The organism is Ochrobactrum sp. PL_is501, assembly GCF_055816895.1.
The window spans coordinates 12,396-33,653 of record NZ_JBVPGR010000024.1; the positions used below are offsets into that span (position 1 = coordinate 12,396).

Annotated in this window: 17 protein-coding genes and 1 pseudogene; 10 read left to right on the forward strand and 8 right to left on the reverse strand. The window is 51.9% G+C overall.

All coding sequences use genetic code 11. The annotated features are described in order from the left end of the window. The 3 genes from AC0TOF_RS02380 (at window position 1) to AC0TOF_RS02390 (ending at window position 6,185) form a co-directional block, all read left to right on the forward strand. The gene (locus AC0TOF_RS02380) at window positions 1–3,195 is read left to right on the forward strand and encodes an efflux RND transporter permease subunit (protein ID WP_473767086.1); all 3,195 of its coding nucleotides are present in this window, start codon (window positions 1–3) and stop codon (window positions 3,193–3,195) included. A 53-nt stretch (window positions 3,196–3,248) separates the two neighbouring features. Then, the gene (locus AC0TOF_RS02385) at window positions 3,249–4,454 is read left to right on the forward strand and encodes an MFS transporter (RefSeq protein WP_473767087.1); all 1,206 of its coding nucleotides are present in this window, start codon (window positions 3,249–3,251) and stop codon (window positions 4,452–4,454) included. A 594-nt stretch (window positions 4,455–5,048) separates the two neighbouring features. Further along, window positions 5,049–6,185: a porin gene (locus AC0TOF_RS02390; protein WP_473767088.1), complete on the forward strand. Its 1,137-nt coding sequence runs from the start codon at window positions 5,049–5,051 to the stop codon at window positions 6,183–6,185. A gap of 748 nt (window positions 6,186–6,933) precedes the next feature. On the opposite strand, the pseudogene AC0TOF_RS02395 reads toward AC0TOF_RS02390, so the two are convergent. The 4 genes and pseudogenes from AC0TOF_RS02395 to AC0TOF_RS02410 all read right to left on the reverse strand — a co-directional run. Further along, window positions 6,934–7,017: pseudogene (locus tag AC0TOF_RS02395) on the reverse strand (IS6 family transposase); the annotation flags it as partial. Between the two features lie 50 nt (window positions 7,018–7,067). Further along, on the reverse strand, window positions 7,068–7,787 hold the full coding sequence (locus tag AC0TOF_RS02400; RefSeq protein ID WP_473767089.1) for an alpha/beta fold hydrolase: 720 nt from the start codon (window positions 7,785–7,787) through the stop codon (window positions 7,068–7,070). An 85-nt stretch (window positions 7,788–7,872) separates the two neighbouring features. Further along, window positions 7,873–8,277, reverse strand: coding sequence for a hypothetical protein (locus tag AC0TOF_RS02405; RefSeq protein WP_473767090.1), 405 nt, complete (start codon window positions 8,275–8,277; stop codon window positions 7,873–7,875). Between the two features lie 18 nt (window positions 8,278–8,295). Next, window positions 8,296–8,904, reverse strand: a complete 609-nt coding sequence (locus tag AC0TOF_RS02410) for a TetR/AcrR family transcriptional regulator (protein ID WP_473767091.1) — start codon at window positions 8,902–8,904, stop codon at window positions 8,296–8,298. A 152-nt stretch (window positions 8,905–9,056) separates the two neighbouring features. Between AC0TOF_RS02410 and AC0TOF_RS02415 the strand changes: the two genes are divergently transcribed. The 5 genes from AC0TOF_RS02415 to AC0TOF_RS02435 all read left to right on the forward strand — a co-directional run bounded on the left by AC0TOF_RS02415 (window position 9,057) and on the right by AC0TOF_RS02435 (window position 14,305). Beyond that, entirely contained in the window at window positions 9,057–9,419 is a 363-nt protein-coding gene (locus AC0TOF_RS02415; RefSeq protein WP_021586621.1) for a DoxX family protein, read from the forward strand. Window positions 9,420–9,442: 23 nt separating this feature from the next. Beyond that, complete coding sequence (locus tag AC0TOF_RS02420) at window positions 9,443–10,855, forward strand: MFS transporter (RefSeq protein WP_473767092.1); 1,413 nt, start codon at window positions 9,443–9,445, stop codon at window positions 10,853–10,855. A gap of 189 nt (window positions 10,856–11,044) precedes the next feature. After that, window positions 11,045–11,179, forward strand: coding sequence for a hypothetical protein (locus AC0TOF_RS02425; protein WP_473767093.1), 135 nt, complete (start codon window positions 11,045–11,047; stop codon window positions 11,177–11,179). Between the two features lie 854 nt (window positions 11,180–12,033). Beyond that, window positions 12,034–13,194: an MFS transporter gene (locus AC0TOF_RS02430; RefSeq protein ID WP_077684153.1), complete on the forward strand. Its 1,161-nt coding sequence runs from the start codon at window positions 12,034–12,036 to the stop codon at window positions 13,192–13,194. 643 nt (window positions 13,195–13,837) lie between these two features. After that, window positions 13,838–14,305 carry a GNAT family N-acetyltransferase gene (locus AC0TOF_RS02435; protein ID WP_077684154.1) on the forward strand — a complete coding sequence of 156 codons (468 nt, stop codon included), beginning with the start codon at window positions 13,838–13,840 and terminating at the stop codon, window positions 14,303–14,305. Window positions 14,306–14,640: 335 nt separating this feature from the next. On the opposite strand, the gene AC0TOF_RS02440 is transcribed toward AC0TOF_RS02435, so the two are convergent. Further along, window positions 14,641–15,621, reverse strand: coding sequence for an N-carbamoyl-D-amino-acid hydrolase (locus tag AC0TOF_RS02440; protein WP_473767094.1), 981 nt, complete (start codon window positions 15,619–15,621; stop codon window positions 14,641–14,643). A 405-nt stretch (window positions 15,622–16,026) separates the two neighbouring features. Next, window positions 16,027–16,929: an IclR family transcriptional regulator domain-containing protein gene (locus AC0TOF_RS02445; RefSeq protein WP_082465617.1), complete on the reverse strand. Its 903-nt coding sequence runs from the start codon at window positions 16,927–16,929 to the stop codon at window positions 16,027–16,029. A 315-nt stretch (window positions 16,930–17,244) separates the two neighbouring features. Here AC0TOF_RS02445 and AC0TOF_RS02450 point away from each other — a divergent pair, with 315 nt between their 5' ends. Then, on the forward strand, window positions 17,245–18,606 hold the full coding sequence (locus tag AC0TOF_RS02450; protein WP_473767095.1) for a M24 family metallopeptidase: 1,362 nt from the start codon (window positions 17,245–17,247) through the stop codon (window positions 18,604–18,606). 62 nt (window positions 18,607–18,668) lie between these two features. Further along, window positions 18,669–19,361 carry a CerR family C-terminal domain-containing protein gene (locus tag AC0TOF_RS02455; protein WP_473767096.1) on the forward strand — a complete coding sequence of 231 codons (693 nt, stop codon included), beginning with the start codon at window positions 18,669–18,671 and terminating at the stop codon, window positions 19,359–19,361. 280 nt (window positions 19,362–19,641) lie between these two features. Here AC0TOF_RS02455 and AC0TOF_RS02460 read toward each other — a convergent pair whose 3' ends face one another. Both AC0TOF_RS02460 and AC0TOF_RS02465 read right to left on the reverse strand, forming a co-directional pair. After that, window positions 19,642–20,442: a hypothetical protein gene (locus tag AC0TOF_RS02460; RefSeq protein WP_473767097.1), complete on the reverse strand. Its 801-nt coding sequence runs from the start codon at window positions 20,440–20,442 to the stop codon at window positions 19,642–19,644. A gap of 390 nt (window positions 20,443–20,832) precedes the next feature. Then, a complete protein-coding gene (locus AC0TOF_RS02465) occupies window positions 20,833–21,252 on the reverse strand; it encodes a CopG family transcriptional regulator (RefSeq protein WP_021586631.1) in 420 nt (139 codons plus the stop codon). Window positions 21,253–21,258: the final 6 nt, after the last annotated feature.

The following is a 21,258-nucleotide window of genomic DNA, read 5'->3' on the forward strand; positions in this document are numbered from 1 at the left end:
ATGAATTTTTCCCGTTTCTTTATCGATCGACCGATCTTTGCAATTGTATTGTCGATCGTGATCTTCGCTGCCGGGCTCATCACCATTCCATTGCTTCCGTCAGGAGAGTATCCCGAAGTTATTCCGCCAAGCGCTGTCGTGCGAGCCACTTATCCAGGGGCTAACCCCAAGGAAATCGCTGAATCGGTTGCCCAGCCTCTGGAAGAGGCGATCAACGGCGTTGAAGGCATCATGTATATGAAATCCATTGCAGGCTCTGACGGCAGTCTGCAGATTGTGGTAACTTTCCGTCCTGGAACCGACCCGGATATGGCGGCAGTGCGGGTGCAAAATCGCGTCAGTCAGGCTCTTTCTCGATTGCCGGAAGAAGTCCGGCAATTTGGTGTGACGACACAGAAGACATCGCCAACACCTCTCATGTATGCTGGGCTTTATTCTCCGGATGGTAGCCGGGATGCGCTTTATTTACGCAATTATCTGCTTTTAAATGTAAAAGATGAACTGACCCGCCTGCCGGGTATCGGTGACGTGCAGCTTATGGGCGCAGGCGACTATGCAATGCGCATTTGGCTCGATCCCAATAAACTCGCCGCCAGGGACCTTACTGCCGCAGAGGTTATCTCTGCTATCCGTGAACAGAATATACAGGTTTCCGCAGGGCAACTGGGGGCGGAACCTTCCCCCCGGAACAATTTTCTCGTTTCGATCAATGTTCGCGGACGATTGCGCAGTGAACAGGAATTCGAACAAATCATTCTGAAAACCGGGGTTGACGGCCAGGTGGTGCGGCTGGCGGATGTCGCGCGAATAGAGCTGGGCGCCGGGGATTACACCATCCGCAGTTATCTGGATAAACACAACCAAGCTGTGATGGGCATCTTCTTGACCCCTGATGCCAACGCATTGGCCGTGGCCGATGCGGTCTATGCAAAAATGGATGAACTGACAAAGAATCTTCCCCAAGGCGTCTCGTACAGGGTCGAATGGGACCCGACGGTTTTTGTCCGAGAATCGATACAGGCCGTGCAACACACGCTGATTGAAGCTATTGTGCTGGTGGTGCTGGTCGTGGTTGTGTTCCTGCAGACGTGGCGTGCATCTATCATTCCCCTGATCGCCGTACCCGTTTCGATCGTTGGTACATTTGCAGGTCTCTATCTTCTAGGATATTCGATCAATACTCTGACGCTTTTCGGGCTTGTCCTCGCTATAGGTATTGTCGTCGATGACGCTATTGTTGTCGTTGAAAATGTAGAGCGAAATATAGAATTGGGGATGACGCCGATTGCGGCTGCCCATCAGGCAATGCGCGAAGTATCCGGGCCAATCATCGCAATTGGTCTCGTACTTTGCGCCGTTTTTGTCCCTATGTCGTTTCTGTCCGGCGTGACAGGACAGTTCTACAAGCAGTTCGCCGTCACAATTGCAATCTCGACTGTTATTTCAACGATTAATTCGCTGACACTTTCTCCGGCTCTGGCGGCAAAGCTCCTGAAACCGCATGCGGAGCACAATGACTGGCTCTCCCGGATTATTCATTTTGGCTTTGGTTGGTTTTTTCGTGGTTTTAATCGCCTGTTCCACAAGAGCTCTGATAAATATCAGGATGTAGTCGCTTATTCCATTCGACATCGGGGCGTCGTATTTGCCGCCTATGCTATTTTGCTGACTGGTGCCGGGGTCCTTTTCAATACAGTGCCGTCCGGATTCATTCCGACCCAGGACAAACTCTATCTCTTTGCCGGAGCCAAATTGCCTGAAGGCTCGTCGCTGTCACGTACCGATGTCGTCACCCAAAAGATGGTAGACATAGCCAAGGGAGTTGAGGGTGTTGATGTCATTTCGGCATTCGCAGGTTTCAACGCACTGCAACTTGCCAATACACCGAACACTACCAACTCCTATATTGTTCTCAAGCATTTCGATGAGCGTCAGAAAAGCGCTTCAGAGATTGTGCAGGAATTGAATCATAAGTTTGCAGACGGCATTCAAGACGGGTTTTCTTATGCAATGCTTCCACCCCCAATTCAGGGGCTTGGTAATGGTTCAGGCTACTCACTCTATCTCGAAGATCAGGGCGGTCTCGGATATGGGGCATTGCAGGATGCCGTCAATATCATGCAATCCGCCATTGTCCAGATACCCGGTATGACATTTCCCGTCAGCGCCTATCAGGCGAACATCCCGCAGCTCGAAATCGAAGTTGATCGTACGAAGGCAAAGGCAGCCGGGGTTGAACTGACAGATATATATGTCGCTCTGCAAACCTATCTAGGGTCTATGTATGTGAACGACTTCAATCTCTTCGGCCGTGTATATCGCGTGGTTGCACAGGCGGACAGCGATTTCCGTCAAAAGGTCGACGATATTGGTAATCTTCGTGTGCGCAATGCGGCTGACGACATGGTTCCCATCGCGGCGATGATTAACATAAAGTCTGCGTTCGGACCGGATCCTGTCATTCGCTACAATGGTTATCCCGCTGCCGATTTAATTGGCGATGCCGACTCTCGCGTACTGTCGTCGGGTGAGGTCATTGCAAAGATTGAAGAAATTGCTGAGCGTGTCCTTCCGCCGGGCATTGAAATGTCATGGACTGATTTGAGCTACCAGCAAGTTACACAAAGCAACAGCGCCTTGTTGGTATTTCCCCTGGCGGCAGCACTTGTTTTCTTCGTCCTCGCTGCACTTTACGAGAGTTGGTCGATGCCGTTTGCGGTCATTCTCATTGTTCCAGTGTGCATATTCGCTGCGTTGGTTGGGGTTTGGCTAAGTGGCGGAGATAACAACGTGTTTGTGCAGGTGGGCCTTGTCGTACTTATGGGGCTCGCATGTAAAAATGCAATTCTCATCGTCGAATTTGCAAGAGAACTGGAAATGGCGGGCAAGTCCACCGTCCAGGCGGCACTGGAGGCCTGTCACCTTCGCCTTCGCCCCATTATCATGACGTCCGTTGCTTTCATCGCGGGAGCGGTTCCTTTGCTGCTAGGTGAGGGGGCTGGCAGCGAGGTCCGTCAAGTCACCGGAGTGACCGTCTTCGCCGGGATGCTGGGTGTTACGCTCTTCGGATTGTTCCTGACTCCGGTCTTCTACGTTGTCATGCGCCGTCTTTCCGGTGCCCAACTGCAGCCGTCTGAAGTGAACGAGAGGCCCGGTTCTCCGCAAAACGACGACGCTGCGACCGCTGGGCAGTAGTTCGATCTGAACGCAATTTTCCCGTTTTCTTTAGAAACTGACCGGAGTTCAACATGATTGGCGTTCAGGCTTCCTATCGGACCAACGATTGGAGAACAGTAATCATTATCGTAGGCACTGGGGTCCTCGCTGCCTGCCAGCTGGGTAAAGTGTCCATTGCACTTTCAGCTCTGCAGAGTGATTTTGGGATAAATCTGGCAACGGCTTCGTGGCTCATTTCAGCTTTTGCTTTTATTGGAGCGTTGGGCGGAAGTGTTGCGGGCTTCATTGTAGACCGGGTTGGCGCCAAACGGATGTTAATCGTCGGATTGATTGTGCTCGCGGCGGGTTCTCTTCAGAGTGCCTTCGCTTCATGTACAATAAATCTTATTGGGGGCCGTATCCTCGAAGGGGTTGGTTTTCTTGCTGTTGTGGTTGCTGCCCCGGCTTTGATTGCGCTTGTTGTGACCAGCCAATCTCGCCAAAAGGCAATGTCTGTCTGGGCGCCGTTCATGCCAATTGGTTTGACACTTATAATGCTCACGTCTCCGATGCTGGATCTCGTTACATGGCGAGGTCTCTGGATTGGAAACGCAGCAGTTCTCCTTCTTTATGCGCTTTTTATTGCGCTTCTCTTTAAAGGCAAGCACGATGGCGATAAGAAACCCCGGTCGGTACTACAGGATATTGGAGATACATTCAGATCTTCTGGACCATGGCTCCTCGGGGGAGTTTTCTGCGCATATACCGCTATTTTCTTTACGCTATTTGGCTTCCTGCCAACCTATCTTTCCAGCCAGTTAGAGCAGACGAGCGAGAATGCCGGACTTTTGAGTGCAATCGCCGTTGGTATCAGTGGTATCGGAAACGCAATCGGTGCCCGATTGCTCGCACATGGTGTCGCCGCCAGAACGCTGTTGTTGATTGGCTTTGCTTCTATGGCTCTGTGCACTTTTGGTATTTTTGTTGGCGCAGTACCGACGGTATTGGTATTCGTACTTTGTCTTTTGTTCCCTCTCTTGGGTGGTTTCATACCTGTAGTCATTTTATCACAGGCACCACTTTTCGCTCCCCGGACAAACTTGATAGGTGCCACTATGGGGTTCGTCATGCAAGGCAACAATCTCGGGTTGCTCGCAGGTCCGGCGATAGCGGGGTGGTGTATCGCGTATCTTGGGTGGGCAGCCGTCATTTTGCCCGTATCGATCTTCGCAGCGATCGGAATAATTCTAAGTATTACAATCCAGAGTGACAGCCGATACCGCTACATTCGCAGATAATCAAAGTTTGGGAGGCAGCGGTTCTCCTGCCACCTTAGGTTGATGAAGGCCTCGTAACGTAAGAAACATGTTTAGCGACGTCGCTAATGCCGCGTCTTGAGATTGAGGTAGGCGAAGCGGATGGAGATATTGGGCCACAAACGTCGGCGTTGGTGGCGGACTGCAGAGAAGCTTGCGATAGTTGAATTTGATTAGGGTGATGGCGCGCCAGTAACATAAGTTGCGCTATGTCACGATGTATCGCGAGTTTTCGTCCACATCCCCGCCGGGTCATTTCTCAATAAAATCAACACGGTGTGAAACAAACCAAATGGCATCCATGCGGTATGACAAGATTCTGGCGCAGCTACATCACAAGACTGGTGATTTAAGTAACGATCATTTTATATACAGTAACAAAATTGTGATACTTGAATACATTCAAGCCAGATTGTGTTCTCTGTAACAATATAAATTACAATTATTAAATGCCTAATAATTGGTGACGGTATTGCAACATTAGGTTAAAAACATAAGTCACGGCATTATTCCGGTTGCGATTGCTCCTGTGCGCGAGGATTATAAATCGTCAAAATCCCATTGGAGAAAATCTTCATGACACTTCGAAATGTTTTGTATTGCGCATCTGCCGTACTGTTGGCCACGCCTGCGGCTCGAGCTGCGGATGTCATTGTTGCGCCGGAACCAGAAGCCGTTGAGTATGTCCGTGTCTGCGATGCGTACGGCGCTGGCTACTTCTACATCCCGGGCACCGAAACATGCTTGCGCATCCATGGCTACGTCCGTTACGACGCCGCCGGCGGTGACAATTCCTATGCGCGTAGCCGTGACGATTTAGAGCGCGATACCTGGGACAAGCAAGCCCGCGCAACTGTCCGCTTCTCGACTGCTTCGGAAACAGAACTTGGCACCCTGAAGACATTCACGGAGCTGCGTTTTGATTGGCGCGGCGATGGTGATGGGCAAGAATACAGCTACAGTGGCGGTTCAACCAATTCGTCTTTGCGTTATGCTTATATCCAGCTCGGTGGCTTCCGCATCGGTCTTGATGAATCAGCTTTCGAAACCTTTCCGGGGTACTATGGTGATGTCATTAACGATGATGTCATCCTCGGCGGTGGTTATCGTACCAATCTCGTCAGTTACACTTTCACCGGCGGCAACGGCTTTTCGGCCATCCTGTCGTTTGAAGAAGGCGGCAACAGCGACTCCGATATCGACGTAACCATCAAGGACTACATGCCGCACGTCGTCGGCGGCCTGAAGTATGCCGGCGGATGGGGTTCAATCGTCGGTGTGGCAGCTTACGATGCTCGTAACGAAGAGTGGGCTGGTAAGGTTCGCGCTGACGTTAACGTCACCGATCGCCTCTCGGTCTGGGTCATGGGCGGCTACAAGTCCAACGATGACAACTATATCGTTACGGAACAGTATGCTGACGGCAGCTGGCGCGGTATCCGCCGAATTGACTCGTTCTACGGCACTTGGGGCGGTGATTGGGCCGTTTGGGGCGGCGCAGCGTTCAAGGCAACTGAAAAGGCTACCTTCAATGTTCAGCTCGCTTACGAAGATGCAGAAACCTTCGCTGCAACAGCAAATGTTGCCTACCAGCTGGTTCCGGGCTTCACCATCACTCCGGAAGTTTCGTACACCAAGTGGGACGACAAGCACTCTGAACTCAAGGGTGAAGACGCTTGGGAGGGCATGGTTCGCTTTCAGCGCTCATTCTAATCACACAAGAGTGAAAGTCTAGTTGAAAGCAAAATGAAAATAACATTGACTGCAAGATAAAGGAATATATTATATTGCATGTGATACTTTGATCTCCAGTCAAACTTCATCACAGCAAACAGAGGCCATATTATCGTGACCTCTGTTTGTTTTTTTAATATTGACTTATATTTTATTATGTATTCACCTTGCCAAAAGTAATATGGCAGCCATTGATCCAATTTCGGCTGTTAAGTCCGGCTTAGAATTCCAGCCTTGCAATATGGCGTGTCATTCGTCTGATTGACAATTTGTACATGGTGACCAGTTTCTTTTGAAAGTGTCACGGCGGCCCTGGCGACAAACCATCCGGTTTATTGCAATCACATGTTTTATTCACTGTTATTAATGTGTTGAAATAGCTGCATTCGGAGTTTCATGAAAACTGGGGCTTCGATGATGAACGGTGAAAACCAGAACTGCCCGGACGGATTGCTGATATTGTTTCTGCCTATGTTGCGAGCAACTCGATTCCGTTTACGGATATGCCAAGTTTTAGGCTATGTCGCACATTTTCAGATGGTTAAAAACGGCCTTATCTCTGGTGGCAATTTTGCTGCGAGCTCCGCAAAGACTAGAGCATGTCTCCCGAAAGTGGGAACCGGTTTCGGGATAAAGACATGCGTAAAAACAAACAGATAGAGCATTTCTACTAATTCAATCAAAATAGGAAATGCTCTAGGAATGGCGAACGGTTATCGTTGGCGAACTAGTTTTTGCGGATCATGTGGGCCACTTCAATGCCTGCGATTGTGGCGAAGGCTGAATGAAATGCTTTGAAGCCCATCATTGGCTAGGCCATAGCTCTCTTCTGTGATTGAAGCTCGATACGCCAATTCGCTTTTATCCAGCCAAGGTGGGGTCAGCGCATCGTTTACTTTCTATCAATACCGAAGCAACAATATCCGGATGTGAGATCATGGCGTCATGCGGAGCGTCAATCTCAACATAATGCCAGCCGCCGCTTAACGCCCGTGATATTGAACGAGCCAGAAATGTTCCGTCTGCCTGACTACAGCGAATATATGTTTTGCGAGGGACCATAAGCGGGTTGAGCGTCACCGGTTCGAAATAGCTTGCCGCCGGATGTGGCGTCAGCTTCCCGTCAACCCATGCCTGATCAGCTTCCGTCACGCCGAACTCGGCGGAGCGAAGTGGTGGAATATGCCAGTTCCCGTCTTCAGAAACCTTGGCGGCATAGATGTCGATCAGAGACGGCGCGTGATCCAGCAATTTTTCACCGTCCTCCGGCAAGAAAGCATCCAGAAGCACGAGATGTGAGACCAGTTCTCCAAGGCGCCCCACGGCAGCCACCGCTGGGAAACCGCCATAGCTGTGCGCCACCAGAGTAACATCGCGACAACCGCTTGCGCGGACTTGCGAAACTATATCCTCTGTGTGGGTCGTCAGATCGATCTGCGCTGACAGGAGATCGGCACGCTCGGCAAGTCCCGACAAGGTCGGCGCAACGGCGGTGTGCCCCTCCGATCGAAGCCTGTCAACAAGCCGTTGCCAACACCAGCCGCCGTGCCATGCTCCATGGATAAGAACAAATGATGCCATTTCTAAATCAACCCCAGTAACAGCGGTAATCCGGATTTTGCAATGTGCTTAGAGCAGACCATCTGCGAATTATCATCGCGATGCATCAATCACCCTCGCCAGGCATGCGGTACCGCTCGGAAACTCTCGTTCCATCCTTAAGTAAAGCGCAATTCCACACAGAATAAAGATCATCACCATGCTCATGCGAGCATGCCTTGACGCTGCTTTGATCCAGTTCTCCGATCGTTCTCAAAGCGCCTGCAATCTTTTCATGACGGATCATGCAATCGCTGACTGATTCATATGTGGACTGGTTTTTCTCGCAGAATCGACCAGCCGCATCCTCCGTGCCATAAAAATGATCCACGACAATCAGGCCGATCAGAAAACAGATAACAACCAAAACAAGCATCCGATGCAGCCTTTTTTCATGGCGCGTTTCCGCTCGGCCCACACCAGCAAAGCCATCAACGACAGTCTCGACAAGAGTTAGAAAGAAAGATTTCATGTAGTCTCTTGCCTGAATTTACGTTTCCGCGACTTCGGGACTGAGAAATCTCCTGACCATCGTAGTGATGAGTTTTCTGCTCTCCTCGAAACTAATGCCGGGAACCATCAAGGGCAGCATCGGGGCAGCATCCACTATAGCGATCAACATGGCCGCGGTATCATCGGGATTGAGACCTGGATCGACCTTTCCACCCTCCTGACCAGATTTCAGAGTCTGCGCCAGCAACTGCCGTACGGATTTGGTATTATCTGCAAGGATATCGCGCACCCGATCATTACGCCCGGCCTCAGCCAGAAGTTCAAACAGAATACGGCAATGCGCCGTGTCGTCCCAGCTTGCCATGCTCCAGATTTCTGAAAGCAACACCGTCGCCACATCCCTTGTCTCCTGCTGTCGATCAAAATAGGTGTGCAGCGTCGAGAGATATTCGTCGGCCATCTGCTCGATGATCGCATCCTTGCTGGGGAAATAGTGGTAGAGGTGGCCCGGACTCATCCCCGCTTCCTTGCAGATCATCGAGATCGAGGCGCCCTGCAGCCCATATCGCAGGAAGCAGCGGTGGGCTGCCTCCAATATCTCCTTCCTCTTTCCCTCATGCTGCTCCGGTACGCGTACGCGGCCCATATAACCTCCTTAAATAGAGCGATCGATCTATCTATCTTGACGATCGGTTGGGTTCTCAAATAACTAGAATGGTCATTCAATCTATTATGGAAGACGCCGCTCGTCCAGTTGGTTCGAACCGGCGCGATCGCTTCCGCTGAAAGTGGGGTATTATGAATAAAACCATCCTATCGCTCAAAGCTGTCGTGGCATGGTTGCTTGCTGCCTTTTTCCTGTTCGGCGCTTACGGCAACACCTTCCTTTCACCCGATAATGCCGCTGCCTATGCCCGGTGGGGCTATCCGGACTGGTTCCATTATCTGACCGCCCTTCTGGAGCTTTGCGCGGCGTTGCTTCTGGTCGGATACAGGACCCGCCTTTACGGCGCAGCTCTCGGTGCCATTGTAATGGCCGCGGCAACCCTGACCACACTCATCCATGGTGACTACGACCATTCCGCGGCGCCTATCGTTGTATTTGCCGTTTCTCTCCTCGTGACCGTTCTCAACATGCCCGCGCGCGACAAGACCGCCTGAACCTTTACTCTCGGAGCTACGATATGACACGACCAGCAACCCCTGCAGGCGCCAATGGAAATACCGGATCTGATAACAGTACATGGGCTGACCTTCTTTCCGGACGCAATCTTGCCATCCTCACGGTTCTTGCCAGCGGCGTTCTCCTTTACGCAATGAACCTCTATTTTACGGCAGCGCTGATGCCGTCGATCGTGGCAGATATTGGCGGTCAGTATTATTATGCCTGGGTAACAACATCTTTCGTCGTCGCCGCCATCGTCGCTTCGCTCTTCGTAAGCCGTCTCCTCGACTGGAAGGGGGCAGGAACGGCCTATGTTCTGGGCTTTATTACATTTGCCGTGGGAGCCGCAGGAAACGCCGCTAGCCCTGGCATGGAACTATTGATCCTCGGTCGTGTCGTACAGGGCTTGGGCGGCGGTCTGCTGGCAGGCCTCGGTTACGCGGTCATCCGGTCGGCGCTGCCCGAGCGTCACTGGGCACGCGCAACCGGTGCTGTGTCGGCGATGTGGGGCCTCGGTACGCTGTTCGGTCCGGCACTCGGCGGCGTTTTTGCCGAGTTTGGTTTATGGCGCTGGGCTTATGGCGCTCTTGCGTTTGCGGCGCTTGCCTTCGCGATACTCGCTCAGCGTTCCTTCGGCGGCATGCAAGGTTCCGGGCATCGTACGGCTGTGCCCGTTGCTTCACTTGTTCCCCTCATCCTGGCAATCGTCTCTATCAGTCTCAGTTCAATCGTTCCAATTGGATGGCCTACTTTCACTATGATAGGAGCAGGTTTGGTTTTTCTTATGCTGTTCGTCATCGTTGAGCGACGCTCCCGCGAGACGATCCTGCCACACATCACCTATCGACGCGGCAATTCGCTGAAATGGGTCTACATCACGGTTGCCACACTCAGTGCCGGTGTGATGGTAGAAACTTTCATTCCGCTGTTCGCACAGAAAATCGCCAGCCTTACGCCCCTTGTGGCCGGTCTTCTCGGCGCCGTCCTTTCTCTCGCCTGGGTCATCGCGCAGTTGTTCGTCGTTTCTATTTCGTCGGATGCCGGCAAGCGGCGTGCCATCCGTTTGGGTCCACTCCTCCTGACGGGCGGCCTCATTGCCTACGGGCTGCTGCAGGTCCCGGGAACCGATTTTGCCATGGTCGCGATCTGGGCTGCCGTTCTAACCATCGCCGGCGCGGGCATCGGACTGGCATGGCCACTGCTCGGCGTCGCTGCCATGAGCGCTACAGATGATCCCGCGGAAGGAGCAAAAGCGGCAGCGGCTATTACCACTACTCAGCTCATTGCGTTCTCTATTACTTCGGCTCTTTCTGGAACGCTGATGGCCGCTGGGGGCGAAAACGTTATCGACGCTGCTCGTTATGTTATCCTGGGAATCGCACTCCTTACCCTGACTGGCATCCTCACAGCCGGTATCGCAACAAGGCGGTAAACCTTGTGCCCTTCGCCGGTGGTTTCCGTCCGGCGGAGGGCTATTGTCATAAAATCATACCCCGTCTGACAGTCTGGACGCCCGCTCGCAACAGCAGCCTCATCTCTAGCCAGACCGGGCGTTAATTATTGGTTTTAGTTGTAAAATTCGATTCATCTCAATGCTCAAACCCAATAGGAATGAAGGCCGATGACGCAGAACGACAAGCGCGTAATCTCCGATCCAGTTTTCTTAACACTTCTGATCGTCCTGCTCATTGACGTGGTTTTCGGTGGTGCCCTCTGGCAAAAGCTCGCAGCTTCAAGCAGTCTCGGTCCCGGCTAGCCAGAATTGTTGCAGGGGATATCGGGCTTCCTCGTGTTGACCCTTCTACTCATAAGGGCACTTCAGTTCAGCAAACGGACGAATGTAGAATGAATGGCTCCTGCCCAGATTTCTCGGCGAAGCAAATGCATTCTTATCGACTTCTTCAGGTTCTAATTGAGTTATCACGCGAACCGAGGAATTGAGCTGACATTGCCTCAGGCAAAATGCTCTCGCTGGGACCCTCATGGTTTCCTGATTGGGGCGAGGCCCACTGTAGGTGATGTCTGCCCACAGATGCCCTGTCCGGTGCATCGACATTGAACTGCCAGGCGGAAGTGTCGTCGACCATGACCGATGAGTTGCCGCCGTAGGAAACAGGTCGACGCTAGCCGATCTACGCCTTCATTGCGTCTAGTCTGCCGAGACGAACGATGTGGTTGACGCAACGGGTGGTCTCTCCCCAATCGAGGACGCCATTATGAAGTTTCCGATAACCAGTTCGTCCGTCAACCCGGTAGTCCAAATGCAGTCCGGCTTGCGATCACGCTCCACTCAATCGCCGTTATTTGTCCCGGGATTTTAGGAAAATCCGCCGCAATGCTCTTCTAGTTTCAACCGTTTTATCGGAGGACAGAACAAAACTGAATTGAGATTTTTCTGTCATCCTGCTAATGAATATCTGGACTTATATGGTTCCGGCGAGTTTGATTACTGGACTCGCATCGCAATGCCCCGCCATGGACCTGCATTGCTCCCGCGTCACTAGAAGACGTTTCTAAATTTCCCAACCCATTTTGCTCCGATGCCACGAATCCGCTCGCGAATATCGTGCGCCGGTTTTCATCCAGCTTTATTACTCAAGGAGGACAATCGTGCCCTCACGATTCCTTTTACCTGCCCTTGCTCTCACGGTCTTCTTTGTTGGAGCAACCGAATTCATGCTTTCGACAATGCTTTCGCCTTTGGCAACCGCCTTCGATACGACACCGGCACACGCCTCCTGGCTCGTGTCCAGCTACGCCCTCTCCTATGCCGTTGCGGCGCCGATCTTCGGCTTTCTATCTGATCGTATCGACCGCCGCCGCCTCCTGCTGATCTCGCTTGTTCTGTTCGCGATCGATGGGCTCGCATTAACGGTAGCACCCAGTTTCGGCGCTGCTATCGCGTTGCGGATATTCGGCGGTTTGGCATCGGCGGCGCTCATCCCCACGGCCTTTGCGTTGGTGGCCGACATTATCCACGTGCATCGGCAATCCGGCGCCATGGGTGCGGTCATGGTCGGAATGACGGCCGGAATTGTGGCTGGCCCCGTGATTGCAGGCATCCTGACGGAAGCGTTCGATTGGCGCGCACCTTTCCTTACGACTGCTGCCGGGTGCTTGACGACATTCGCCGTTGCCCGGCGTGCGATCCCGGAACGCAAAGTCCGCCATTCCGAAACAAACAGGCGGCAATTTAGCTGGATCACAGAGGGAAGCATTACACGGCCTTTGGTCGCGAAAGGACTTTGGAACGGTACGGCCGTCGCAGGCTTCCTGCTCGCCGGCGAGGTGCTACGACAGCGTCATGACCTCAGCGTTGGAATCGTTGGCATCTCAGTCTCCGCATTCGGCCTAGGACTTCTGCTCGGCAATCTCGGGGTCGGACGGGCTGTCCGCCTCTTTCGAGGAGACGAGCGAACGCTCATGGCCGCGTTACTAATTCTGATCATGGCGATTGGCACGTTCATGATCGCGCCATTGCCGCTGGAGGGTGGACTGGCGTGCCTTACCGTTTGGGGCTTTGCGCTCGGACTTGCCGCACCAACCAGCACTTCAATGCTCGCCACTCGAAGCGAAGACGACAAAGGTCAGGTGCTGGCGGTTTCGGAAAGTCTCAATAATCTGACGATCCTCGCGGTTCTGCCCCTCGCGGCCATGCAGTTTGAAATCGCAGGATCGGCCCGAACTATGCTGGTGTTTGCCGTCACCTTGACTATTGCGGTGATTTTGACCATCGCAGACAGACGCATCATGGATTCGCAGAAGTCCTAGTGCCTGTTACTGTGAAGTTTTGAGAGTTTTGTGACAACTCACAAGGCCCCCTTATGCGAGCCATTGAATATCGACGACTCGAACAACCATCCGTCCTTTCAAACCAGAAGATGCAAGCGAGGTTTTCGCTTGCATTTCTCCAGAAATCACCCGGTTTATGGCTTGGGAACCACCACCACCACCCGAAGCAGTTTCGCTGATGCATGGCGCATTAGGCTTCCCGCGATTGAAGAGAGGTTTGAGCTACATTTTGTCGCCCGTCATCGGGACGATGGGCGATTCCTAGTATCGTCGGAGTACATACTCTTCAGTTCGAAACACCTGAACTTGGAATCTGGCTTTGCCGCGATCTTCACAGGCTAAGACTTGGTCATGACCTAATAGGTGCAGTAACGAGATGGATGATCAAGGCCTTTGCTGTTAAATATTTTCAGTATCCGGCTGCGGAGGAAAACATCGCGAACAGGTGAATCGCAAATCCTATGCCGCTCAAGTGAAAGAGGGACGGGTTGAACCAAATATAGTTCCGTTTTTTATCATATTTCACCGACTCTTTTGCGAAGTTTATAAAGCCTGCTATAGAACTGATTTTAGTCCCTGTCGCAGATTTTGAGATTTTTGGGACCAAGAAAGAACTGCAAATATGAAAACTACTATCCGCTCAGCTTATGAGGCAGATGCCGAAGACATCAGCTCCGTTATCATCTCTGCCCTACGCGAGACTAATGCAAACGATTATTCTCCAGAGATTATCGCTCGTGTCGAACAAAGCTTTAGTGCTGTTGCTGTGCGGCGGCTAATCAAGAATCGGACGGTCTTTGTGGCGATTCGAAACGGGGAGATCGTTGGGACAGCGAGCCTCGATGGTAAAGTAGTACGTACCGTTTTTGTGTCCCCTGCCAATCATGGGCAGGGTGTCGGAACTCAGTTGATGGCTGAGATTGTACAGACCGCGCGCGCTAGTGGAATTGCCGTTCTGACAGTGCCATCGTCTATTACTGCGGAATCCTTCTATTCCAAGCTCGGTTTCGTGGCGACCCGCGATAGCTATCATGGTGATGAACAAACTATCATTATGGAGCGGCGCTTAGAATTATCGAGGAATTCTTGAAACCTGTTACGTCACATAGGTTTGTCGCAAGAGGCGGGATTTTTGCGACAGATGGCTGTTCCCATTCTCCCTTTGAGATATACTTTTTCGCATGCTGTTTATGTCCACATTCTTCCCACTGATCCGAACGACTGAAAGCCGTTCCGGCGCTTTTGCGATCAAAGTTCATTTCGGCTTCGGAAAGTCCATAGCACGTCCTGTCGCTTGGATCACTCAAATCAACCATCAATGTCGCTAAGTTACGACGAGCTCGAAAGCCTCTGAGATCCACGGCAGTATCGAGCAATGTTCCCTGACCACTCAGCGCGGGCTATGCCCTTCATGAGCTTGCCTCCTCACCGATTGGTTGACCGATATGGTCGCGAAGCCTTCAAGATATCTGCCGGTGACGGAATGCTCTCGTGAGGTGTGAGCAGGCCATCATATAGTTCAGGCCGTCGGTTGCGCTCGAAATTAAACTCCTCCATCTTGCCATTAACACAATCGTCCAAATCGCAATCCGCGAACGCTATCTCATCATCCAGCCCGGTTGTCTCGGCGATAACGCGACCATCCGGATGTATGATGCATGATCCCCCCATCAGGTCGACGCCATCTTCCTTGCCGGCTTTGGCGACACCCACGACGAACGTAGAGTTTTGGTAAGCGCCGGCCTGCATACACAGCCTACTCTGAAACATGCGCAGTTCGGGGGATTGCTTTGCTCGTGGATTATAAATTGGTGTCGTATATCCCAGCGTGATCAGCTCAACTCCTTGCAGGCCCATCATGCGATAGGTTTCGGGCCACCTACGGTCATTGCAAATGCACATGCCTATCCGACCGCCGAAGGCATCTACCACTGGGAAGCCTAAATTGCCGATCTCGAAATAGTATTTTTCGAGATTCTGAAACGGGTCATCGGGTCGATGATCGGTATGCCCCGGCAGATGCACTTTTCGATACTTGGATACAATGCGGCCATCCCTGTCGACAAGGATCTGGGTGTTGTAACGATGCGTATTCTCACCATCATTCGCAATCTCTGCATAACCAAGGCTGAAGCCAATGCGGCGACGTTTGGCATAATCAAACAATGGCTGCACATCCGTGCTCGGCATGATGTGCTCGTAAAAACCGTCCGCGTCGGAAATATTGAGAAGATACGATCTGGGAAAAAAGGTCGACAGTGCCAGTTCCGGAAAGACCGCGATATCGCACCCTTTATCCGCCGCCTGATCAAGGAGAGCCAATAACCGACCAACTGTTTCAGTCTGGGGCTCGCCGGAATTGACCGGGCCCATTTGTGCTGCTGCAATCCTAAGGACACGCGTCATTCTGCTTGCTCCGTTGTAGGGCTATGATCGTGACTTGAATTATCTGTTATTCGAAGCTCATGGGTTTCTGTGCGACCGGAGAGATCGCTCTGCACATCACCTGTGCCCGCTGCTTTTATTCGTCTCCCGTTCTCTATATAGAATTATATTCTGTATAGGAAATAATAGAATCTTCTGATGTTTTCCTGTCAAGAGAATTTTCGTTTTCAACAACGATGACGATTACAAACAAAGCTCATCAGCCGAAATGTCACATTGGAGCACTTTTCACACCTCGCATGCATTACTGGACCACCCCATGCCTTGACGATGCCGGAGCGGGAACACAAAAATGCTGGCGCATGCCCGATGGGATTGCGGCACTTATATTATGTCTAGCCGAAGTGACCTTGGAATTTCGCTTGTTTACTTGACGAAATCGCACGGCAGACGAGCCAGAGTCTGTTGATGGATATGCTGCACAGCCCGCCTCATCGCAGTTGCCACGTCATCCTCAAGCGCACTCATAACTTCCATTGGTGCCGGGCAGTTGATTATAAACTCCACATCGCCATTCTTGCCGAAAATTGGTAACGCAAGCGCCATCAGTCCGTCCGTAAACTCAGAGCAGCTTCTTGCATACCCTCGCAGGCGCGTCGCTTGCAGTTCAGCAAAGACATCAATTTCCGTCATCAACGATGAAGTAGTGTACTGGACCGGTACCCAATCTTCGAACCAGTGCCGGATCTTTTCCTCCGGCATCCAGGCCAGATAGGCACGCATCTGTGCAGAGGCATCTCGCGGATATCGAAATCCGATCGGTAGAGAGACCTCCATACGCATCGGTTCATGAATCTTGTCAACGAGCATAAATGTATGGTCCGGCATGGGTTGCGAAACCACACATGGAAGGTGAAAGGCAGACACCAAAGCAGAAATTTCGGTCCGGATGATCTCGATCGTTGGAACCGCCAGCAGCTTCGACACGCTGCCGAGAAGCCCAGGATGCAGGGTATACGTCTTTGCGCGCTCATCAAACCGCAGCCAGCCATGGTCCTGAAGAGTCTTCAGGATCGAATGGCAATGGCTCTTGGTAATCTCCAACGCAGAGGAGATATTGGCAAGTGTTGTCTGGTCGCTCGGCTGCCAGTTTAGATACTCTATGACCGCGATAGCCTTATCCAGAGCCGGCACCAGACCGAGGCCCAGCTTGCGCCTTCCACCGGGATTGGCTGTGACTATCCAGTGGCTACCGTCGTGGCTGAGCTCTTCAGGCGCCCGCGAAGTAGAACCTGGTCCAGTGGCCACAGGTGATCGCGAAGATGTCATGCTGAGAACCTTGAAGACGAGATAGATATTTGACGTTCACAACCCGAACAACACTGATCGAACGCCGGCGCTATTCAGCATTCTACCTAAAATACGATATTCTACATAAAGAATTTTAGTATCATCGACCAAATTTTTCTCAACGGTCATCCCAACAGATGTGGCAATGCTACCGCCGAACTGATCCACGCATTTCCACTTCCAGATAACAGCCTCACGTTCGCATTACCGCAAGGGCCTTTTCACCTTCATTGTTGATTAATTCATTCAAATGAATTAATCAAGCCACGTCAATCTTTTTTCCACGAGGAACCCATGAACCGCCGTGATCTCTTAGGAATGTCTGCAGCAGCTGCGTTAAGCGGTTTGCAAACCGCGAACGCAACTTCTCATTCGTCGCCTTCACCAGAAAATTCATTACCTTCCTACCTTCAAGATGCACCGCGTCTTTCGCTTTCCGAACGCGACAGACGCTGGAACATCGCTCGCAAGATTATGAATGTGGCTGGCGTCGATGGCCTCATCGTTTACGGTGATCGGGAATCCTCCGCGCCGGCACCTTTCTCTCCCGATAGCTATTTCACCAATGACCGATTGGGCTCTATCGTCATATTCAAGGGCGATGAGCCGCCAATAGTGCTTGCCTTCGCACCGATGGCCGTCTCGGACCATATGCAGGCCCGGCTTCGAGGTGATCAGCAATGGCTTGAACCTGAACAAATTTATGTGGGCAAAAACGGCGCCCATCTCGTCTCAATCCTTAACCGCATCGGGTTGACCGGGAAGATTGGAGTGATCGGCCTCGAGCCATACCCGCCCTTTTATTTCGACGGCGCAATTCCGTACGGCATCTGGAGCACAGTAAAGGAGGCGTTTCCCAAGGCAGAGTTTAAGCCGGTGTATCGTGAATATTTCATGCTTACAGCAGCACACAGCCGAGAGGAGCTGTCCCTTATTCGCCATGCTGCCGGGATTGGGGAGAAGATGTGTGAAGCGATGAGAGCTGCGACCCGACCCGGCGTAAATGAAGCGGATATTGTGGCAGCAACAACCGCAGAATGTTTGCGCAATGTAGGTTTCACCGCCGAAATACTCTTTGGATCCGGCCGGGAATTCATAGGATGGGGTCCCGCTGCCTGGACTTACAGGGCTCAACCACCAAGAATGATTGAAGAAGGGGACGTGGTACTTGCTGAGGTTTTCGCGTTCTATGGAATGTATGAAACGCAGCACCAGCCCGCGATTACTGTCGGAAAGGCACATCCCGACTTTGAGCGCGCCGCCGCCGTCGCCAGAGCCTGTTATGAAGAAGGACTGAAAGCATTGCGCCCGGGACGGACATTCGGAGAGGTTGTGGACATTATGGAAGTGCCCCTGCTCGCATCAGGCGGATGGCACGTTCATCCGCTCATCCACAGCATTAACCCTTACGGGCCGATCGGTTTTGGCTCCGCACCCGGTCCGGAGTCACTCCCGGAGGCTGCAGCCTATGGATCTATCGGACGCCTTCCGACAACATGGCGAGACCTGCCGTTACAAGAAGGAATGTCTTTCGCTTTCGAGACCAATTGCGCATTTGGCAGGCATTTAGCGAACTTGGGTGGCACGGTGCTGGTCGGAAAAGATGGCGGTATTGAACTCAATCAAAATTCGACCAATGTAATGAGAGCAGGTTGACACATCGTAGGCAGATAGTCGTATTACGACTATCTGCCCTTAATCTCTTGAAATCACTGTCCATGAACAAATCCGATACGGTTTCAACCAACTCCTCTGAAGCCACGCGTGCACGATTGATCGAGGCTGGGCTGCATTTGTTTGCCGAGTTTGGCGTTGAGGGTGTGCGCACACGCGTTCTGGCTGAAACTGCGGGTGTAAATCAGTCTGCCATACCCTATCATTTTGGCGGTAAGGAAGGCGTTTATAGGGCTGTTATTGCTGAAATAGCGGGTGAAATCGCAGAAGGATTGGCGCAGACTGGACTGTTGATATCGTCGCCGGATGAGATCGACGTTAAGTCTGGAGTAGATTGCGAGAACGGACTACGGTCCCTGATCCATGCCTTTACTCTTTTAATTTTGTCGCCAGGCCGTTCCATTAACCGCACCGCCCTGATTGTCAGAGAGCAGCTCAAACCGACCGAGAACTTCAATACACTTTTCAAAGGGTTCATCGAACCATTACACACGACAATCAGCGCGACGGTTGCCCGATTGAATAATACTCAAGCTGATGATCCGGTAACGATCATTAAAACTCACGCCCTAATCGGACAGGTTTTGTCGTTTGTCGTCGCTCAACAAACTTTTTTGACGCGGACCCAAAGCGTGCAACTAACACAGCAAAGCGTGCAGGAAATTGCATCGGTAATCTCAGACATGTCGCTAAGCGCCGCGAAATCCGACCGACCGAAAGAGATTCCGCCCATTTGATCGATTTCTATTGAGAGGAACCGCCCGACTTTCAATCATTTACATGGACTAACGAAAAAACTCCGCGAGACCATTGTAAGCAACGACACACCGCAGCATCGGCATTGTAGGTCAAAACGATGAGCTCACGGTCATAGGGATCGACGCCGTTGCATTTCGACGTAGCCAGACTTACGGAACTGTTATTTGCGATCAGGAGCGGCGGAGAGCGTTTTCCTGGTTGGTGGGCCTTTTGTCCATCTTTAGGATAGTACGTCAAAATCGTAGTCGAGGACCATTCTCATAGAGACGCTAACGGCCTTATTTCGTTTTGCTGGGCCGCCGACCATAAATGGATATGATTGACAATATCTTGGGGAGCTGTGGGTAGTGCTTTGTTTGGAATTACCGCGACAGTGCCTTGAAAAACCAGGACCAGATTGTCTGGCTGCAAGATCGCATGATGGTACATCGCCCAACTCAACTCGATCGTATAAATTCGTGTGACCTGTCTGAAGCCCGTTGGTCCAATTTTGACATCGAAGTGAGGAGAGAAGGCAAGCTCCTGTTCGATATTCCAGTGCGCTATGGTTTCACTATATTCGCGATTTGACTTTTTCGAGCCGATCCACAGGACAAGCCATACAGCAATTGCGACAAGAGGCGCAGGCGCCAGAATCCAATAATCAAGGCTGGCCCGTACCCCGGGGATAAATGCCAACGTTACAGAACAAATGAGGCCGGCAACAACCGCGGACGAAAAGGAAAGGTTCGTTCTGATCCACCAGAAATGCCGATCCCACGACCGATCGAACATCATCCGGTAATTTTGATAGGCCTGATGTTCAAAGCCCAGAACATAGTCCGGTATCTGATCCACGTTCGGCGCATAGGTTATAGTAATGCTATGATCTTCAGCCATTCTCACTGTTTCTCTATCTCGTTGGAGCAATGGCACATTCGACAAAGAAGAAGCATTGTAGAAACTGCTGTGGTTGCGCCCCTTTTGAGTGATTCGTTCAATCAGTTCCAGTGTTGCCGGAGATATGCGATCACGTCGCGGATTTCTTTCGATTTTCCGAGACCGGGAAAGGCCATCCATGTCCCTTTGATCATGCCCTGCGGACGCTTCAGAAAAAGAGCAAGCTGCTCCTCGCGACTGTATAGTTCCTCAACTATCGTTGAGGTCAATAATGATTTCAGAATCTCATGAATCGCGGTGTGATCGGCGGCAGGAAACCTCATAGACGTATGATAGGGTCACAAACCAAAGGGCCGCACATTGGATGTCACATTCTGTATGCATGTTTCCGCCGACCGCGATGCTTAGACCTTCTTGGGAGATTCGGCGTTCAACAATACAAGCAATCAATTCGCGCGGCTACGAGTCAAACTGAACCGCTCGAATTGCTCTCATATCCATATGCCACGGCCACCGCTAGGCACTGTCTGAATGGTTGAGAAAAGCGCTCAGCACGGCCTGCACCCACGATCAACTTCTTTCTTCCGGCACTTCCTGCCTAAGCCTCGGCCCATTGGCGAGTCTGCGACCGAGCGCAACAAGGAATTTATCATAGCGCTCACCGCCCTTGGCACGGGCTGCGGCTTGGACCGTATCCGGAAGCGATGCCGTTGAAGTCAGCCAGAAGCGAATGAACAGGGCAAAGGCTTCATTGGCGATACCAACGTCCCGTTCAAGCCGCTGGATGCTGCGATCAATCCGGTCGAGACGTTTGCCGATTGCGGCTTCCTTCCGCTCGTCGGCATCCGGTGACAGGAAGGAGGCAATAGCAGCTTCGGCAATGAGAGAATCCGATTGCCCTCGCCGCTCCGCGAAATCCGCAAGGCGGCGCTTCAGATCAGGATCGAGATAGACGGAAAGGCGCTGTTTCTTGTCGGGGCGTGGGGGCATGGCTTA